Raw genomic sequence first — 14,961 nt, forward strand, 5'->3', positions numbered from 1 at the left:
AGCCAAGTTTAGGGTTTCTTAAAAACCCAAAGATGTTTGAACTGAAGAGTTTGATCATGGCTCAGATTGAACGCTGGCGGCAGGCCTAACACATGCAAGTCGAGCGGTAGAGAGAAGCTTGCTTCTCTTGAGAGCGGCGGACGGGTGAGTAATGCCTAGGAATCTGCCTGGTAGTGGGGGATAACGTTCGGAAACGGACGCTAATACCGCATACGTCCTACGGGAGAAAGCAGGGGACCTTCGGGCCTTGCGCTATCAGATGAGCCTAGGTCGGATTAGCTAGTTGGTGAGGTAATGGCTCACCAAGGCGACGATCCGTAACTGGTCTGAGAGGATGATCAGTCACACTGGAACTGAGACACGGTCCAGACTCCTACGGGAGGCAGCAGTGGGGAATATTGGACAATGGGCGAAAGCCTGATCCAGCCATGCCGCGTGTGTGAAGAAGGTCTTCGGATTGTAAAGCACTTTAAGTTGGGAGGAAGGGTTGTAACCTAATACGTTGCAATTTTGACGTTACCGACAGAATAAGCACCGGCTAACTCTGTGCCAGCAGCCGCGGTAATACAGAGGGTGCAAGCGTTAATCGGAATTACTGGGCGTAAAGCGCGCGTAGGTGGTTCGTTAAGTTGGATGTGAAATCCCCGGGCTCAACCTGGGAACTGCATTCAAAACTGTCGAGCTAGAGTATGGTAGAGGGTGGTGGAATTTCCTGTGTAGCGGTGAAATGCGTAGATATAGGAAGGAACACCAGTGGCGAAGGCGACCACCTGGACTGATACTGACACTGAGGTGCGAAAGCGTGGGGAGCAAACAGGATTAGATACCCTGGTAGTCCACGCCGTAAACGATGTCAACTAGCCGTTGGGAGCCTTGAGCTCTTAGTGGCGCAGCTAACGCATTAAGTTGACCGCCTGGGGAGTACGGCCGCAAGGTTAAAACTCAAATGAATTGACGGGGGCCCGCACAAGCGGTGGAGCATGTGGTTTAATTCGAAGCAACGCGAAGAACCTTACCAGGCCTTGACATCCAATGAACTTTCCAGAGATGGATCGGTGCCTTCGGGAACATTGAGACAGGTGCTGCATGGCTGTCGTCAGCTCGTGTCGTGAGATGTTGGGTTAAGTCCCGTAACGAGCGCAACCCTTGTCCTTAGTTACCAGCACGTTATGGTGGGCACTCTAAGGAGACTGCCGGTGACAAACCGGAGGAAGGTGGGGATGACGTCAAGTCATCATGGCCCTTACGGCCTGGGCTACACACGTGCTACAATGGTCGGTACAGAGGGTTGCCAAGCCGCGAGGTGGAGCTAATCCCAGAAAACCGATCGTAGTCCGGATCGCAGTCTGCAACTCGACTGCGTGAAGTCGGAATCGCTAGTAATCGCGAATCAGAATGTCGCGGTGAATACGTTCCCGGGCCTTGTACACACCGCCCGTCACACCATGGGAGTGGGTTGCACCAGAAGTAGCTAGTCTAACCTTCGGGAGGACGGTTACCACGGTGTGATTCATGACTGGGGTGAAGTCGTAACAAGGTAGCCGTAGGGGAACCTGCGGCTGGATCACCTCCTTAATCGACGACATCAGCTGCTCCATAAGTTCCCACACGAATTGCTTGATTCATTGAAGAAGACGAAAGAAGCAGCCCGAAATTGGGTCTGTAGCTCAGTTGGTTAGAGCGCACCCCTGATAAGGGTGAGGTCGGCAGTTCGAATCTGCCCAGACCCACCAATTTTGTGTGGGAAACGCCTGTAGAAATACGGGGCCATAGCTCAGCTGGGAGAGCGCCTGCCTTGCACGCAGGAGGTCAACGGTTCGATCCCGTTTGGCTCCACCACTACTGCTTCTGAAGTTTGAAAGCTTAGAAATGAGCATTCCATCGAGAGATGGTGAATGTTGATTTCTAGTCTTTGACTAGTTCGTTCTTTAAAAATTTGGGTATGTGATAGAAAGATAGACTGAACGTTACTTTCACTGGTAACGGATCAGGCTAAGGTAAAATTTGTGAGTTGCTCTTAATTGAGTATTATCGAATTTTCGGCGAATGTCGTCTTCACAGTATAACCAGATTGCTTGGGGTTATATGGTCAAGTGAAGAAGCGCATACGGTGGATGCCTTGGCAGTCAGAGGCGATGAAAGACGTGGTAGCCTGCGAAAAGCTTCGGGGAGTCGGCAAACAGACTTTGATCCGGAGATGTCTGAATGGGGGAACCCAGCCATCATAAGATGGTTATCTTGTACTGAATACATAGGTGCAAGAGGCGAACCAGGGGAACTGAAACATCTAAGTACCCTGAGGAAAAGAAATCAACCGAGATTCCCTTAGTAGTGGCGAGCGAACGGGGACTAGCCCTTAAGTGGCTTTGAGATTAGCGGAACGCTCTGGAAAGTGCGGCCATAGTGGGTGATAGCCCTGTACGCGAAAATCTCTTGGTCATGAAATCGAGTAGGACGGAGCACGAGAAACTTTGTCTGAATATGGGGGGACCATCCTCCAAGGCTAAATACTACTGACTGACCGATAGTGAACTAGTACCGTGAGGGAAAGGCGAAAAGAACCCCGGAGAGGGGAGTGAAATAGATCCTGAAACCGTATGCGTACAAGCAGTGGGAGCCCACTTTGTTGGGTGACTGCGTACCTTTTGTATAATGGGTCAGCGACTTATTTTCAGTGGCGAGCTTAACCGAATAGGGGAGGCGTAGCGAAAGCGAGTCTTAATAGGGCGTCTAGTCGCTGGGAATAGACCCGAAACCGGGCGATCTATCCATGGGCAGGTTGAAGGTTGGGTAACACTAACTGGAGGACCGAACCGACTACCGTTGAAAAGTTAGCGGATGACCTGTGGATCGGAGTGAAAGGCTAATCAAGCTCGGAGATAGCTGGTTCTCCTCGAAAGCTATTTAGGTAGCGCCTCATGTATCACTGTAGGGGGTAGAGCACTGTTTCGGCTAGGGGGTCATCCCGACTTACCAAACCGATGCAAACTCCGAATACCTACAAGTGCCGAGCATGGGAGACACACGGCGGGTGCTAACGTCCGTCGTGAAAAGGGAAACAACCCAGACCGTCAGCTAAGGTCCCAAAGTTATGGTTAAGTGGGAAACGATGTGGGAAGGCTTAGACAGCTAGGAGGTTGGCTTAGAAGCAGCCACCCTTTAAAGAAAGCGTAATAGCTCACTAGTCGAGTCGGCCTGCGCGGAAGATGTAACGGGGCTCAAACCATACACCGAAGCTACGGGTATCACTTAGGTGATGCGGTAGAGGAGCGTTCTGTAAGCCTGTGAAGGTGAGTTGAGAAGCTTGCTGGAGGTATCAGAAGTGCGAATGCTGACATGAGTAACGACAATGGGTGTGAAAAACACCCACGCCGAAAGACCAAGGTTTCCTGCGCAACGTTAATCGACGCAGGGTTAGTCGGTCCCTAAGGCGAGGCTGAAAAGCGTAGTCGATGGAAAACAGGTTAATATTCCTGTACTTCTGGTTATTGCGATGGAGGGACGGAGAAGGCTAGGCCAGCTTGGCGTTGGTTGTCCAAGTTTAAGGTGGTAGGCTGGAATCTTAGGTAAATCCGGGATTCTAAGGCCGAGAGCTGATGACGAGTGTACTTTTAGTACACGAAGTGGTTGATGCCATGCTTCCAAGAAAAGCTTCTAAGCTTCAGGTAACCAGGAACCGTACCCCAAACCGACACAGGTGGTTGGGTAGAGAATACCAAGGCGCTTGAGAGAACTCGGGTGAAGGAACTAGGCAAAATGGCACCGTAACTTCGGGAGAAGGTGCGCCGGTGAGGGTGAAGCATTTACTGCGTAAGCCCATGCCGGTCGAAGATACCAGGCCGCTGCGACTGTTTATTAAAAACACAGCACTCTGCAAACACGAAAGTGGACGTATAGGGTGTGACGCCTGCCCGGTGCCGGAAGGTTAATTGATGGGGTTAGCTAACGCGAAGCTCTTGATCGAAGCCCCGGTAAACGGCGGCCGTAACTATAACGGTCCTAAGGTAGCGAAATTCCTTGTCGGGTAAGTTCCGACCTGCACGAATGGCGTAACGATGGCGGCGCTGTCTCCACCCGAGACTCAGTGAAATTGAAATCGCTGTGAAGATGCAGTGTATCCGCGGCTAGACGGAAAGACCCCGTGAACCTTTACTATAGCTTTGCACTGGACTTTGAATTTGCTTGTGTAGGATAGGTGGGAGGCTTTGAAGCGTGGACGCCAGTTCGCGTGGAGCCAACCTTGAAATACCACCCTGGCAACTTTGAGGTTCTAACTCAGGTCCGTTATCCGGATCGAGGACAGTGTATGGTGGGTAGTTTGACTGGGGCGGTCTCCTCCTAAAGAGTAACGGAGGAGTACGAAGGTGCGCTCAGACCGGTCGGAAATCGGTCGTAGAGTATAAAGGCAAAAGCGCGCTTGACTGCGAGACAGACACGTCGAGCAGGTACGAAAGTAGGTCTTAGTGATCCGGTGGTTCTGTATGGAAGGGCCATCGCTCAACGGATAAAAGGTACTCCGGGGATAACAGGCTGATACCGCCCAAGAGTTCATATCGACGGCGGTGTTTGGCACCTCGATGTCGGCTCATCACATCCTGGGGCTGAAGCCGGTCCCAAGGGTATGGCTGTTCGCCATTTAAAGTGGTACGCGAGCTGGGTTTAGAACGTCGTGAGACAGTTCGGTCCCTATCTGCCGTGGACGTTTGAGATTTGAGAGGGGCTGCTCCTAGTACGAGAGGACCGGAGTGGACGAACCTCTGGTGTTCCGGTTGTCACGCCAGTGGCATTGCCGGGTAGCTATGTTCGGAATAGATAACCGCTGAAAGCATCTAAGCGGGAAACTAGCCTCAAGATGAGATCTCACTGGGACCTTGAGTCCCCTGAAGGGCCGTCGAAGACTACGACGTTGATAGGTTGGGTGTGTAAGCGCTGTGAGGCGTTGAGCTAACCAATACTAATTGCCCGTGAGGCTTGACCATATAACACCCAAGCAATTTGACTACTCGAGAGAGCATCAGATTGCGGTGTGTGAAGACGATACATTGTCGAAAATTCGAAACACACAAATCTATTACATACCCATTCGCTGGAGCGTGATCTTGCAAGAGAGCACGACCTGGCTACCGAATTTCTTGACGACCATAGAGCATTGGAACCACCTGATCCCATCCCGAACTCAGCAGTGAAACGATGCATCGCCGATGGTAGTGTGGGGTTTCCCCATGTGAGAGTAGGTCATCGTCAAGATTAAATTCCGAAACCCCAATTGCGAAAGCAGTTGGGGTTTTGTTTTGCCCGCAGGAAAGTTCGTACCCAGGTGATCTGCTTCAAGCATGAATACTCAGGCCTCATGCTCGATCAAGGCTTTACGAATAGCTTGCGCTAGTCCAAAACGCCGCTTGAGCGCGCCTTAGCGTGCCGTGTTATTGGGCGAGGAACGAAGAGCCTGATTCGCCGAAGACCTGGCCATAAAGCTTCTGGGGAGCTTACAGGCCGCCCGGTAGGCCTGGCAGGCTGATTTGCCTGTGCTTCAGGGCATGATCACACGCCTCAGGCATGCGCCGCCCAAGATGCCCCGGGATTAGGAATAGCAGACCATCACCCACAAAAAAGCCCCAGACCCTAAGGACTGAGGCTTTCTCGTTTCAACGTATGGTGCACCAGGCGGGATTCGAACCCACGACCCCTGCCTTCGGAGGGCAGTACTCTATCCAGCTGAGCTACTGGTGCAAGCGGGCGCCATGATACTCATATGTGTAGCGGGCGTCCATGCTGCTGAATCGCTTGTGTTTTTTGAAAGCGTAACGTGTGTTTGCTACGTTGATCCGAAAAATAACGCAAATGCGGCGTTTTCGTTCTTTTTTTCGAACAGGCTATTGTCCTTTACCCCCTTTGATCCTAGGATTCGTTTGAGATTTCAAACGCTCTTGTCTGGGTGCTGAACCGCACGATATCCATCGGTGCGCTATTTATGTGCTTCAGCCCAGTGAATGATTTCCCTGACGGCAGCCTAAGGGCGCCTTTCTACAATCATAATTTGCTCCGCGCCTGCCGCGGTGCTGTTAAGGAAAGCCGACATGCAGCTTAAAGACACCCAGTTGTTCCGCCAGCAAGCCTTTATCGATGGCGCTTGGGTCGACGCAGACAATGGTCAGACGATCAAAGTGAACAACCCGGCAACGGGCGAAATTCTGGGCACTGTGCCGAAAATGGGTGCCGCCGAGACCCGTCGTGCCATCGAAGCCGCTGACAAAGCGCTGCCGGCCTGGCGTGCACTGACCGCCAAGGACCGCGCGAACAAGCTGCGCCGCTGGTTCGAGCTGATTATCGAAAACCAGGACGACCTGGCTCGCCTGATGACCCTCGAGCAGGGCAAGCCATTGGCCGAAGCCAAGGGCGAAATCGTTTACGCTGCTTCCTTTATCGAGTGGTTCGCTGAAGAAGCCAAGCGCATCTACGGTGACGTGATTCCTGGCCACCAGCCAGACAAGCGCCTGATCGTGATCAAGCAGCCAATCGGCGTGACCGCTGCCATCACCCCGTGGAACTTCCCGGCCGCGATGATCACCCGTAAAGCCGGCCCAGCACTGGCTGCCGGTTGCACCATGGTGCTCAAGCCTGCTTCGCAAACCCCGTTCTCCGCATTCGCTCTGGCTGAACTGGCTCAGCGTGCCGGCATTCCAGCCGGTGTGTTCAGCGTTGTTTCCGGCAGCGCCGGCGACATCGGTAGCGAGCTGACCAGCAACCCGATCGTACGCAAACTGTCCTTCACCGGCTCGACCGAAATCGGTCGTCAGCTGATGGCTGAATGCGCCAAGGACATCAAGAAAGTGTCCCTGGAACTGGGCGGCAACGCGCCGTTCATCGTGTTTGACGACGCGGACCTGGATAAGGCCGTCGAAGGCGCGATCATTTCCAAATACCGCAACAACGGCCAGACCTGCGTCTGCGCCAACCGTCTGTACATCCAGGACTCGGTCTACGACGCATTCGCCGAGAAGCTGAAAGTGGCCGTGGCCAAACTCAAGATCGGCAACGGTCTGGAAGCCGGCACCACCACTGGCCCGCTGATCGATGAAAAAGCCGTGGCCAAGGTACAAGAGCACATTGCTGACGCAATCAGCAAAGGCGCAACCGTTCTGGCGGGTGGCAAGGTCATGGAAGGCAACTTCTTCGAGCCGACCATCCTGACCAACGTGCCGAAAAACGCTGCAGTGGCCAAAGAAGAAACCTTCGGTCCATTGGCACCGCTGTTCCGCTTCAAAGACGAAGCCGAAGTGATTGCGATGTCCAACGACACCGAGTTCGGTCTGGCTTCGTACTTCTATGCTCGCGACCTGGGCCGTGTGTTCCGTGTGGCTGAAGCCCTGGAATACGGCATGGTCGGCGTCAACACCGGGTTGATCTCCAACGAAGTCGCGCCGTTCGGTGGCATCAAGGCCTCGGGCCTGGGCCGTGAAGGCTCCAAGTACGGCATCGAAGATTACCTGGAAATCAAATACCTCTGCCTGGGCATCTAAGCCCGGCAAGGCATTGCTTCAAGCACAAAGGGCACGAGAGCGCTGACCCTTTGTGCGTTTCAAATCGCATTATTCTCGGTGGCCGGGAACGTAGTGACAGTCGATCATCGCATGCTGTTGCCGTTGCTCCCCGCCACTTAATCCTTGAACCACGCCGCCCGATGAGCGGTGAATGAGGACTGTATGAGCAAGACTAACGCTTCTTTGATGGCCCGCCGTACCGCTGCTGTTCCACGTGGTGTAGGCCAGATTCACCCGATCTTCGCCGAGTCCGCGAAGAACGCTACCGTGACCGACGTTGAAGGTCGTGAGTTCATCGACTTCGCCGGCGGTATCGCTGTGCTGAACACCGGTCACGTGCACCCGAAAATCATCGCCGCCGTAACCGAGCAGCTGAACAAGCTGACCCACACTTGCTTCCAGGTTCTGGCCTACGAGCCGTACGTAGAAGTGTGCGAAAAAATCAACGCCAAGGTCCCAGGTGATTTCGACAAGAAAACCCTGCTGGTGACCACGGGTTCCGAAGCCGTAGAAAACGCCGTGAAAATCGCCCGTGCCGCCACTGGCCGTGCCGGCGTGATCGCCTTCACCGGCGCTTACCACGGTCGCACCATGATGACCTTGGGCCTGACCGGTAAAGTCGTGCCTTATTCCGCCGGCATGGGCCTGATGCCAGGCGGCGTGTTCCGCGCCCTGTACCCGAACGAACTGCACGGTGTGAGCATCGACGATTCGATCGCCAGCATCGAACGCATTTTCAAGAACGATGCTGAACCGCGTGACATCGCTGCAATCATCATCGAGCCAGTGCAGGGCGAAGGTGGTTTCTACGTTGCGCCTAAAGAATTCATGAAGCGTCTGCGTGCTCTGTGCGACCAGCACGGCATCCTGCTGATCGCTGACGAAGTACAGACTGGCGCTGGCCGTACCGGCACCTTCTTCGCCATGGAACAGATGGGCGTTGCTGCCGACCTGACCACGTTCGCCAAGTCCATCGCAGGCGGCTTCCCGCTGGCGGGTGTATGCGGCAAGGCCGAATACATGGACGCCATCGCTCCAGGCGGCCTGGGTGGCACCTACGCCGGTAGCCCGATCGCTTGCGCTGCGGCCCTGGCCGTGATGGAAGTGTTCGAAGAAGAACACCTGCTGGACCGCTGCAAGGCTGTCGGCGAGCGTCTGGTCACTGGCTTGAAAGCCATCCAGGCCAAGTACCCGGTTATCGGTGAAGTCCGCGCCCTGGGTGCAATGATCGCTGTTGAGCTGTTTGAAAACGGCGACAGCCACAAGCCAAATGCTGCTGCGGTAGCGTCGGTTGTGGCCAAGGCTCGCGACAAGGGCCTGATCCTGCTGTCCTGCGGCACCTACGGCAACGTTCTGCGCGTCCTGGTACCGCTGACTTCGCCGGACGAGCAACTGGACAAAGGTCTGGCGATCATCGAAGAGTGCTTCTCCGAGCTGTAATCACCTTGTGTGACCTGATCGACAAAAAACCCGCTTAGGCGGGTTTTTTTACGCTTCTTGAAACACATTGAGTGCATTTGTTATGTATCGGGCAGTCAGTGTTGACTAAGGTTCATGCATTGCGAGGGAGCGTATTGCATGAGTGCCGTTGATTTGCCCGCTGTACCGAGAGTGTTGATTGCCGAGGCTGACCCTTGGTCTCGCGATTTGCTCAAACAGGTGTTGCTGAATGTGCGCTGCGACGCGCGGCTGGACCTGTGCGCCGATGGTCAGCAGGCGTTGGAACTGCTGGCGGACGTGCCGTATGACCTGGTCATCGTCGACTGGGAGTTACCCGGCGTCGATGGCCTGAATGTGTTGCGCAATGTGCGCCAGCGCAAGCGCAATCCATTGCTGCCCTTCATTCTGATGAGCAGCCGCAATGACAGCGCGAGTGTGCATGAAGCCTTGCCCCTGGCGCCCACCGCTTACTTGACCAAACCCCTGGACATGGAAAACCTGACCCACCGCCTGGAGGAGTTGCTGCTGAATGTCGGTGAGGAAGTGTCCTGCGCGATACCGGTGCTGGCACAAGGCATGACGTTGTCGGTGTATCTGGAGCGTCGTCGGGAGCTGGCGGATGGCGCACCGTTGATGACTGACGTACAAGTGGCGGTCAAGCGCAGCCTCACCCCCCAGCGACTGGACCTGACCCGACTCGAAGCTGAAATCCGTACCGACCCTCAGATCACCGCGGTATTGATCGCCGCCGCCAATAGCGCAGGCCATCATCTGGGGGCAGCGGTTCAAACCCTGTCTCAAGCGTTGCACCGATTGGGGACGGGGCAAAGCATGAACCTCATTCTGGGGCTGACCCTCAAGCGCAGTGCCCGACTGAGCGATCCGTTCCTGGCGGATTATGCCGAGCGTTATTGGGAGTTGTCGCTGCATACCGCCGAATACGCCCGGACGCTGGCGCGCTTGCTGGATCTGGATCAAGAGCGTTGTTATTGCGCAGGTTTGTTGCATCGACTTGGCGACCTGGCATTGCTCAAGTGTTTGCAGGAATGGAAGCAGGCCGGGGGTGAGTTGGATGAGTGGGAAGAGGTGGGTGATGCGCTCGCCGAGTTCGGTGCAGCCTACGGTTCGGCACTGCGCACTCGCTGGCGGCTGCCGCTGGAGTTGCGAGAACTGATTGCGGCGGTCTATCAGCTCGGTGGCGGGGTTTACTCTCGCGAAGCGCTAGTGATGAACATGGCGGCGCAATTGGCGCGTCTGACGGAGCACGAGGGCATTGAGGCGCTAGCCAGGAGCCGCACGGCGCGGTTGCTCAAGATTGGCTTGCCGGAGCTGATGCGTTTGCGCAAAAAGTAAGCCATACACTAAGGGGGTTGGTGATTGGCCTGCTAGCTGGAAACAATCCGGTTTTTGCCTTGTCGCTTGGCCTCATACATCGCCGCATCCGCCCGTGAGAACAGGCTGTCGAGGCTTTCGTCGGCTTCGGTGAGGCTGGTCAAGCCCTGGCTGACGGTGATGCCGAACGTCTGGTCGTCATGACTGAAGCTCAATTGTTGAATCTGCCGTTGCAGACGTTCGGCCACTTGCATGGCCGTGTCGGGCGCGCAGCCGGGGAACACCGCCGCGAATTCTTCGCCACCAATTCGCCCGAACACATCCCCACGGCGCAATGCCCCGCGCCCGCTTTCGGCGATCTGTTGCAGCACCGTGTCACCTTTCGGATGACCGTATGTGTCGTTGACTACTTTGAAATCATCGATGTCCAGCAACAGGAACGCCAGCGGCGTCCCTTGCTTGCGTGCGAGTGCAAACTCTCGTTGCGCGCATTCGAAGAAGTGCCGGCGGTTACTGCTTTGCGTCAGCACGTCGGTGGTGGCCAAACGTTGCAGCTCGGCGTCCATCCGCTTTTTTTCGGTGATGTCTTCGGCAATGCCCACGATGATGACCGGTTGCCCGGGTTCGGCCTGTCGGTTGATAAAGCATTTGTCGCTGAGCCAGCGAACCTGTCCGTCAGCATCGATGATGCGGTATTCGCGATCTTCAACGGCGCCTTTGACCAGTACTTCGGCCAGGCTTTGCTGCGCATAGTCCAGATCGTCGGGGTAAATGCTGTCGCGCCATTCGTTACAGTCGGACAACAATTTCCCGGCGCTGCGGCCGAAAATCCGCTCATAGGCCGGGCTGACATAGAGCACCTGACGCGTTTCCCAATTGAATGCCCAGAGCACCGCATTGACGCTCACCAGCAGCGAGCTGAACAGCTGTTCGCGCTCGCTCAGTCGCGCCACTTCGCTTTGGGCATGCATCAGCGCCATCAGGGTTTGAGCCGTGTCTGGCGATTGCGCAAAGGATGAGTCGTGCGGGTTTTTATGGACCATCGAGACAAATCTCAAAGTACTGCGCCGCTCCAGGTTCGAAAGCGGCTACAGCGAAGCTCGCCGGGGGGCGAAGTGTCTTTGAGATAGGGGATTTAGAGCTAAGTTCCGAAGGGTGCGCCCGCGAGCGGGGGCGCACCGATCAACGGCATCAGGCAGCGGAAGGGCGCAGGGAATAGGTTTTCAACTGGTCGGCAAAGTCGCGCAGCGATTGAATGCCGCTGGCCTCGGCTTCATGCACCCAGTCCTTGATGGCAGCGAGCATGTCATGACCATTTGAGCTGGTCTTGACCCAGATCTGCTGCAAGGCCAGGCGTTTCTCGTAAATTACCTTCAGCGCCTGGCTGTGCTCGAGCATGGTCTGGATGCGAACGTGGTGTTTTTCATCCAGCAAGCTGGTTTCCCGCGAAAGCAGGCGCTTGGCGCGGTGGAATTGATGGCGGACCGAGTGATCAACCTTTTCCAGCTCTTGCTTGACCAGTGGCGCGATAACCAATTTGCGGTACTGGGCCATGATCTGGAAGCGGTTATTGAGGATCGCCATGGCGGTGTCCATGTCCAGGTTGCCTTTGCCTTCAACCCGGTGGGCGATCGGTGCAACACGCTGGACTTTGGCCAGACGAAAGAAACTGAAGACCTGGATCCAGGCCCAACCAAGGTCGAACTCCCACTTCTTCACCGACAATTTTGCCGAGTTAGGGTAGGTGTGATGATTGTTATGCAGTTCTTCGCCGCCGATCAGGATGCCCCAAGGCACCAAGTTGGTCGCCGCATCGCGGCATTCGAAGTTGCGGTAGCCGATGGCATGACCAAGGCCGTTGACCACACCGGCGGCCCACACCGGGATCCACATCATCTGGATGGCCCAGATGGTGATGCCGATGGTGCCGAACAGCAGCAAGTCGATGACGCCCATGATCGCCACACCCAACAGCGGATAACGGCTGTAGAGGTTGCGTTCGATCCAGTCCTCGGGGCAGTTCTTGCCGTAGATGCGCAGGGTCTCGGGGTTTTCCGCTTCGGCGCGGTACAGCTCGGCGCCTTTGCGCAGAACGGTGGAAAGCCCCTTGATGACCGGGCTGTGCGGGTCATCGACGGTTTCGCATTTGGCGTGGTGCTTGCGGTGGATGGCCGTCCACTCGCGGGTGTTCTGTGCAGTGGTCAGCCACAACCAGAAGCGGAAGAAATGTTTCAGGCCGGCATTGAGCTCAAGCGAGCGATGGGCTGAATAACGATGCAAATAGACCGTAACGCCAACAATCGTGACGTGGGTCATCAACAGAGTGACTGCGACCAGAGACCAAGGCGACAAGCCGAGAAAACCTTCGTACCACATAGGCTATAGGGCCCTCGATAAAGAAAAAAACAGCCGTTGCATTATCACTAAGCCCACGGATAAAACCAGTCGCCCTTTCAGATAAGAGTGGCTGGATGTGTCTTCAACCTATAATTCCAACCCTACTGTAGGGACATGGACGGCCCAATGTCTGCCACCTATCGCGATGCCCTGCGTACAGCGCTGCTTTATCTGTTGATTTCAGTCGCCTGGATGGCGTTCAGCGGCTATTTATTGAACAGTTTCTTCGATAGCTCTGCTGAGTTATTGCGATGGCAACTGATCAACGGCTATGTCTGGGTGGTGCTCAGCGCAGGGTTGATCTTCGTTGCCCGGGCCCGGCTGTTCCAGTGTCTGGGGATCGGCGCCAAACTGCGCGAGCGGCATGCCGACCGGGAGCGCTTGCGCCAGGCCGCAGCCGTGTTCGATTGCACGCGTGAGGGTGTTCTGGTCACCGATAGAAACGGACGGATTGTCCATGTAAATCGGGCCTTCATGGCGATCACCGGTTATCAGCAGAATGAAGTGCTGGGCCAACAACCCAGTCTGTTCAAATCGGGCCATCATCCACCGTCGTTTTACCGGTCGATGTTTGCAGCCCTCCACAGCACTGGCGAGTGGAGCGGGGAAATCTGGAACCGCCGCAAAAGCGGTGAAATCTACCCGCAATGGCAAACCATCCGCATCATTCATGACGATCAGGGGCGGCACAGTCATTACGTTGCGGTGTTTTCCGATATCAGTGCGATCAAAAACTCCGAGCATGAGCTCAAACACCTGGCTCACCACGACCCGCTGACCGATTTGCCCAATCGGCTGTTGTTCACCGACCGTGTCGAACAGGCACTGGCGTCGGCGCAAATCCACAAACGGAGTTGCGCGTTGCTGATGATCGACCTCGATCACTTCAAGATGATCAACGACAGTCTCGGGCACACCGTGGGTGATCAGTTGCTAAAAGCCGTGGCCGAGCACTTGAAAGCCCTGTTCGGCCCGGGAATCACGCTGGCGCGCCTGGGCGGTGACGAGTTTGCGGTGCTCGCCGAAAACTGTCCGCAAGTGGCGCAGGCGGCGACGTTGGCTCAGCGGGTCATCGATGGTCTGCGCGAGCCCTTCTATATCGACGGGCATCGACTTTTTATCAACACCAGTGTCGGCATCAGTCAGTTTCCCGGTGATGCCTTGAGTGCCGAGCAAATGTTGCGCAACGCCGACTCAGCGCTGTTCAAGGCCAAGAGTGCAGGGCGCGATGGTTACGCGCTTTACACCGAAGAATTGACGGCCCATGCCCAGCAGCGCGTGGAAATAGCGTTTGAATTGCGGCGCGCCCTGCAGCAGCAGGAGTTGCGCGTCCATTACCAACCCGTGCATGACCTCAAGACCAGCCGTCTGCTAGGGGTGGAAGCGTTGGTGCGTTGGGAACATCCGCAGCGCGGGCTGGTGTCGCCGGCAGAATTTATCCCCGTCGCCGAGCGTATCGGGCTGATTGCCGAGATCGATGCCTGGGTCTTGAAGCAAGCCTGTGAGCAAATGTGCCAGTGGCAAGCGGCGGGTGTGGCGTTGTCGTTTGTCGCGGTGAATGTTTCATCTCGACTGTTTGCCCGGCGTGAGCTGTATCAGCAAGTAGTTCGGGTGCTTGATGCGACGGGCCTTGACCCGAAGTATCTCGAACTGGAAGTCACTGAAAGCGCAGTGATGGATGATCCGGAGGAGGCGCTGGAGCAGATGCATCGCCTGCGTGAGTTGGGTGTGCGGTTGGCCATCGACGATTTCGGCACTGGCTATTCGTCGCTGCTGCGCCTCAAGCGATTGCCAGTGCAGAAGCTCAAGATCGACCAGGGATTTGTTGCAGGTTTGCCCTGGGATGAGGATGACGTGGCCATTGTGCGGGTGATCATTGCCTTGGCGCAGAGCATGGGAATGCAGGTGCATGCCGAGGGGATCGAGCAGCTTGAGCAGGCCGGTTTCCTGCTGGAGCATGACTGCGATCTGGGGCAAGGCTACTGGTTTGGGCGACCGGTGCCGGCTGAGCAACTGGATTGGATGTGTGCGCCGGTTATTCGATAAGCCCGCGATCGTTCCTACGCTCTGCGTGGGAATGCCGCCCGGGACGCTCCGCGTTGCCGCAAAACCATGACGCAGAGCGTCATCGAATGCATTCCTGCGCAGGGCATGGAAACGATCAACACGCCGTAACCCCCCGTCCCGCCAAATAATATTTTCTGGTTATATAAACATTCTTAAATAGTCTTTTTAAGAATAACCGCGCCTC

The 14,961-nt window shown here is 55.7% G+C and carries 6 protein-coding genes, 3 tRNA genes and 3 rRNA genes; 9 read left to right on the plus strand and 3 right to left on the minus strand.

What is annotated here, in order from left to right:
* The first annotated feature begins 38 nt into the window (after nucleotides 1-38).
* The 5 genes from LOY55_RS00785 to rrf all read left to right on the plus strand — a co-directional run bounded on the left by LOY55_RS00785 (nucleotide 39) and on the right by rrf (nucleotide 5,247).
* Nucleotides 39-1,575, plus strand: a 16S ribosomal RNA gene (locus LOY55_RS00785).
* Nucleotides 1,576-1,656: 81 nt separating this feature from the next.
* Nucleotides 1,657-1,733 (plus strand) — tRNA-Ile (locus LOY55_RS00790).
* Between the two features lie 30 nt (nucleotides 1,734-1,763).
* Nucleotides 1,764-1,839: transfer RNA gene (locus tag LOY55_RS00795), tRNA-Ala, on the plus strand.
* A gap of 248 nt (nucleotides 1,840-2,087) precedes the next feature.
* Nucleotides 2,088-4,979: ribosomal RNA gene (locus tag LOY55_RS00800) — 23S ribosomal RNA — on the plus strand.
* A gap of 152 nt (nucleotides 4,980-5,131) precedes the next feature.
* A 5S ribosomal RNA gene (rrf, locus tag LOY55_RS00805) occupies nucleotides 5,132-5,247 on the plus strand.
* Together the 16S, 23S and 5S rRNA genes with 2 tRNA genes alongside form the textbook arrangement of a ribosomal RNA operon.
* Before the next feature lie 406 nt (nucleotides 5,248-5,653).
* Here the strand turns inward: rrf and LOY55_RS00810 are convergent.
* Nucleotides 5,654-5,730, minus strand: a tRNA-Arg gene (locus tag LOY55_RS00810).
* A gap of 347 nt (nucleotides 5,731-6,077) precedes the next feature.
* Here LOY55_RS00810 and gabD point away from each other — a divergent pair.
* The 3 genes from gabD to LOY55_RS00825 all read left to right on the plus strand — a co-directional run bounded on the left by gabD (nucleotide 6,078) and on the right by LOY55_RS00825 (nucleotide 10,334).
* On the plus strand, nucleotides 6,078-7,520 hold the full coding sequence (gabD, locus tag LOY55_RS00815) for an NADP-dependent succinate-semialdehyde dehydrogenase (RefSeq protein ID WP_109785271.1): 1,443 nt from the start codon (nucleotides 6,078-6,080) through the stop codon (nucleotides 7,518-7,520).
* 183 nt (nucleotides 7,521-7,703) lie between these two features.
* The gene (gene gabT / locus LOY55_RS00820) at nucleotides 7,704-8,981 is read left to right on the plus strand and encodes a 4-aminobutyrate--2-oxoglutarate transaminase (protein WP_046031363.1); all 1,278 of its coding nucleotides are present in this window, start codon (nucleotides 7,704-7,706) and stop codon (nucleotides 8,979-8,981) included.
* Between the two features lie 138 nt (nucleotides 8,982-9,119).
* Nucleotides 9,120-10,334 carry a response regulator gene (locus LOY55_RS00825; RefSeq protein WP_223523106.1) on the plus strand — a complete coding sequence of 405 codons (1,215 nt, stop codon included), beginning with the start codon at nucleotides 9,120-9,122 and terminating at the stop codon, nucleotides 10,332-10,334.
* 32 nt (nucleotides 10,335-10,366) lie between these two features.
* Here LOY55_RS00825 and LOY55_RS00830 read toward each other — a convergent pair whose 3' ends face one another.
* Both LOY55_RS00830 and desA read right to left on the minus strand, forming a co-directional pair.
* Complete coding sequence (locus LOY55_RS00830; protein ID WP_046031361.1) at nucleotides 10,367-11,356, minus strand: sensor domain-containing diguanylate cyclase; 990 nt, start codon at nucleotides 11,354-11,356, stop codon at nucleotides 10,367-10,369.
* A gap of 148 nt (nucleotides 11,357-11,504) precedes the next feature.
* Complete coding sequence (desA, locus tag LOY55_RS00835) at nucleotides 11,505-12,689, minus strand: delta-9 fatty acid desaturase DesA (RefSeq protein ID WP_046031360.1); 1,185 nt, start codon at nucleotides 12,687-12,689, stop codon at nucleotides 11,505-11,507.
* Nucleotides 12,690-12,836: 147 nt separating this feature from the next.
* On the opposite strand from desA, the gene dibA reads away from it, so the two are divergent.
* On the plus strand, nucleotides 12,837-14,756 hold the full coding sequence (gene dibA / locus LOY55_RS00840; protein ID WP_223523107.1) for a phosphodiesterase DibA: 1,920 nt from the start codon (nucleotides 12,837-12,839) through the stop codon (nucleotides 14,754-14,756).
* Nucleotides 14,757-14,961 lie beyond the last annotated feature (205 nt).

Source organism: Pseudomonas sp. B21-040 (genome assembly GCF_024748695.1).
Classification (GTDB): Bacteria; Pseudomonadota; Gammaproteobacteria; order Pseudomonadales; family Pseudomonadaceae; genus Aquipseudomonas.